This window comes from Pseudooceanicola lipolyticus, assembly GCF_002786325.1.
Lineage (GTDB): Bacteria > Pseudomonadota > Alphaproteobacteria > Rhodobacterales > Rhodobacteraceae > Pseudooceanicola_C > Pseudooceanicola_C lipolyticus.
Window position 1 is genome coordinate 1 of sequence record NZ_PGTB01000291.1, and the last position, 2,605, is coordinate 2,605.

Here is a 2,605-nt window from a genome sequence, read left to right on the forward strand (position 1 = left end):
CAGCACCGTCTCGAAGCGGGCGGTGGCGGCGGCAAAGGCGCTGCGGCGCGCCACGGCGCCCTCCGCACCCAGGATCAGGTCGATCGGCCCGTGCTGCAAATGCAGGCGCCCGCCGCTCAGAACCGCCGCGACCGGCCCGGTCACGGCTTTGCCCCCCAGCGAAAGTTGCGGCGGCTGTGCGGGTCGCTCTCCGGGTCGACCTGGCCAACCCGCCGCACCTCGCGCGCCAGGATATCGCCCAGCGCGCGCACTTCTTTCACATGGCCGCCCAGCGCGGCGTAATCTTCCATGCGCATGGTGAACTCGATGGGGGCAACCAGCGCCGGCGTCGGCACATAGCCAAAGGCATTGCTGGGCATGTCCATCACATCGACCATCACGGTGATGCCCCCGCCGGGCCAGACATAGGCCTCCGCCCCGCCGCAGGACACATGCGCCAGCGACTGCCGCACCGAATTGGTCAGCCGCACCGGGTTTTCCGTCACCCCGGCGCGCAGCGACCCGCCGGCGCCGCCCATGAACAGCACCGAACAGACCGAGGGTTCGCAATTCTCCGCGATCCGCGCGGCCGAGGCGCGCAGCGCCTCGGGCATCGGCCTGGCCACCGGCTTCAGCGCCTCGTCCAGTTCGAAATAGGCCGATTGTTCACCGGTGGTCGACACCATGAACAGCCTGATGCCGGGCCGGGCGAATCTGGGATCGGACTCTTTGAGGATATCCAGCGGGTTCTCGACATCGGTGCCGCCCCAGCCGGTGCCGGGCTGGGCCACCTGGAAATAGCGCCCCGGCGTCGACCGGCGGCCGTTGATCCGGATGCCGGTGGGCTGCATCCCCAGGAACTTGCCCGCCTGGTGTTCCGACAGCTGGCCGGTGATGTGGTCGTCCACCACGATCACGTCATCGACGTGATCGACCCATTGCGAAGCGAACATGCCAATCGCGGCCGATCCGCAGCCGACCCGCATCAGCTTTTCCGCCACCCCGTTCACGATCGGCGCCTGGCCGGCTTGGATCACCACCGTGGCGCCATCGTCGATGCTGACCTCCACCGCCTCGCGGTTGCACAGCCGCAGCAGCGCGTCGCAGGTCACCCGGCCCTCCTTCTTGCTGCCGCCGGTCAGATGCTCGACCCCGCCCAGCGACAGCATTTTCGAGCCGTATTCGCTGGTCATCACGTGGCCGATGGCCTCGCCCTCGGCGCGCACGATGGCGCGTTCGTGGCCCAGGTGGCGGTCGGTGTCGATCTTCACCTTGACGCCGCAATAGCTAAAGATGCCCTCGGTCACCACGGTGACCATATCCACCCCCTCGACCTCCTGGCTGACGATAAAAGGAGCGGGCTTGTAATCGGGATAGGTGGTGCCGGCGCCAATCGCGGTCACGAAGGGGCGGCTGCCCTGCAACAGGTCGCCGTCCCACTCGGCGCCCTCGCCGCCCTGCAGGAACGGCACCGCCTTCACGCCCTTCTGCTGCGCCCCCTCGATGATGGTCAACGGGTCCAGCCGCACCAGCTGACCGGCATGGTTGGCATAGCGGTCGCAGGCACCCGACCGGCCCTCGGCGATATAGCACAGCACCGGGCAGGCGTCGCAGCGGATCTTTTCCGGTTTCTCCCGCTCAGTCATCCAGCTCCCCTCTCAGCGCCGCGCGCACCGCCGCGGGGGTTGCCGGCACCCGGTAGAGGCGCCGGCCGCAGGCATTGCGGATCGCATTCAACAGCGCCGGCGCGGTGGGGATCAGCACATGTTCGCCCAGCCCCTTGGCGCCATAAGGGCCATGCGCATCCGGCACCTCGACAATGATCGTCTCTACCGGCGGAATATCTCCACTGGTCGGGATCAGGTAGTCATGCAGGTTCTCGGTGCGGCCGGGGATGAACTCTTCCATCAGCGCCATGCCCAGCCCCTGCGCGATGCCGCCCTGCACCTGCCCCTCCACCAGGATCGGGTTGATCGCCTTGCCCACGTCATGCGCCGCGACAAAGCGCTGCGGCCGCACCGTGCCCAGCGCGGTGTCGACCTCGACCACCGCCAGATGCGCGGCATAGCCGAACTGCGCATAGGGTTCGCCCTGGCCGTTCCGGTCCAGCGGCTTGGTCGGCGGGTCATAGGTTTCGCAGGCGCTCAGCACATAGCCTTCGGCATCGGCGGCCAGCTTGCCCAGCTCGATCCGGTGGTCGTACTCGTCCCCGACGATGATCTCGCCGGCACCGATCCGCAGCTGCGCCGCTTCGGGCGCGTTGCACAGGTGCAGGATCTGCCGGCGCAGCGCCGCGCCGGCCAGCCGCGCGGCATTGCCCGACACGAAGGTCTGGCGCGAGGCCGAGGTTTTGCCGGCATCCGGGGTCACGTCGGTATCGCCGCCGACCCGCTGCACCTGGTCCACCGGCACGCCCAGCGCCTGGGCAAAGATCTGGGTGATGACGGTGTTCGCGCCCTGCCCGATATCCACCGCGCCCTGGTGCAGCACCACGCCGCCATCGGCGCGGATCCCCGCCTTGATGGTCGACGGGTTGGGCAGCGAGGTATTGCCGCAGCCATACCAGCCCGCCGCCAGCCCGACGCCGCGCCGCACCGGGCGGCCGGCGGCCTGTGCCGCCGCGTTG

General features: G+C 68.9%; 2 protein-coding genes. Both read right to left on the minus strand.

Translation table 11 applies throughout. The features are described from left to right. Positions 1-140 precede the first annotated feature (140 nt). The gene (locus CVM52_RS25100) at positions 141-1,625 is read right to left on the minus strand and encodes a 6-hydroxynicotinate reductase (RefSeq protein ID WP_100164995.1); all 1,485 of its coding nucleotides are present in this window, start codon (positions 1,623-1,625) and stop codon (positions 141-143) included. Then, positions 1,618-2,605 (minus strand): xanthine dehydrogenase family protein molybdopterin-binding subunit (locus CVM52_RS25105; protein ID WP_133119989.1); only part of this gene is annotated, 988 nt, incomplete at its 5' end. The genes CVM52_RS25100 and CVM52_RS25105, both read right to left, overlap by 8 nt.

Bases quoted from the DNA above. Each gene is read 5' to 3' on its own strand.
- CVM52_RS25100 (WP_100164995.1), bottom strand. From the start codon at position 1,625: ATGACTGAGCGGGAGAAACCGGAAAAGATCCGCTGCGACGCCTGCCCG.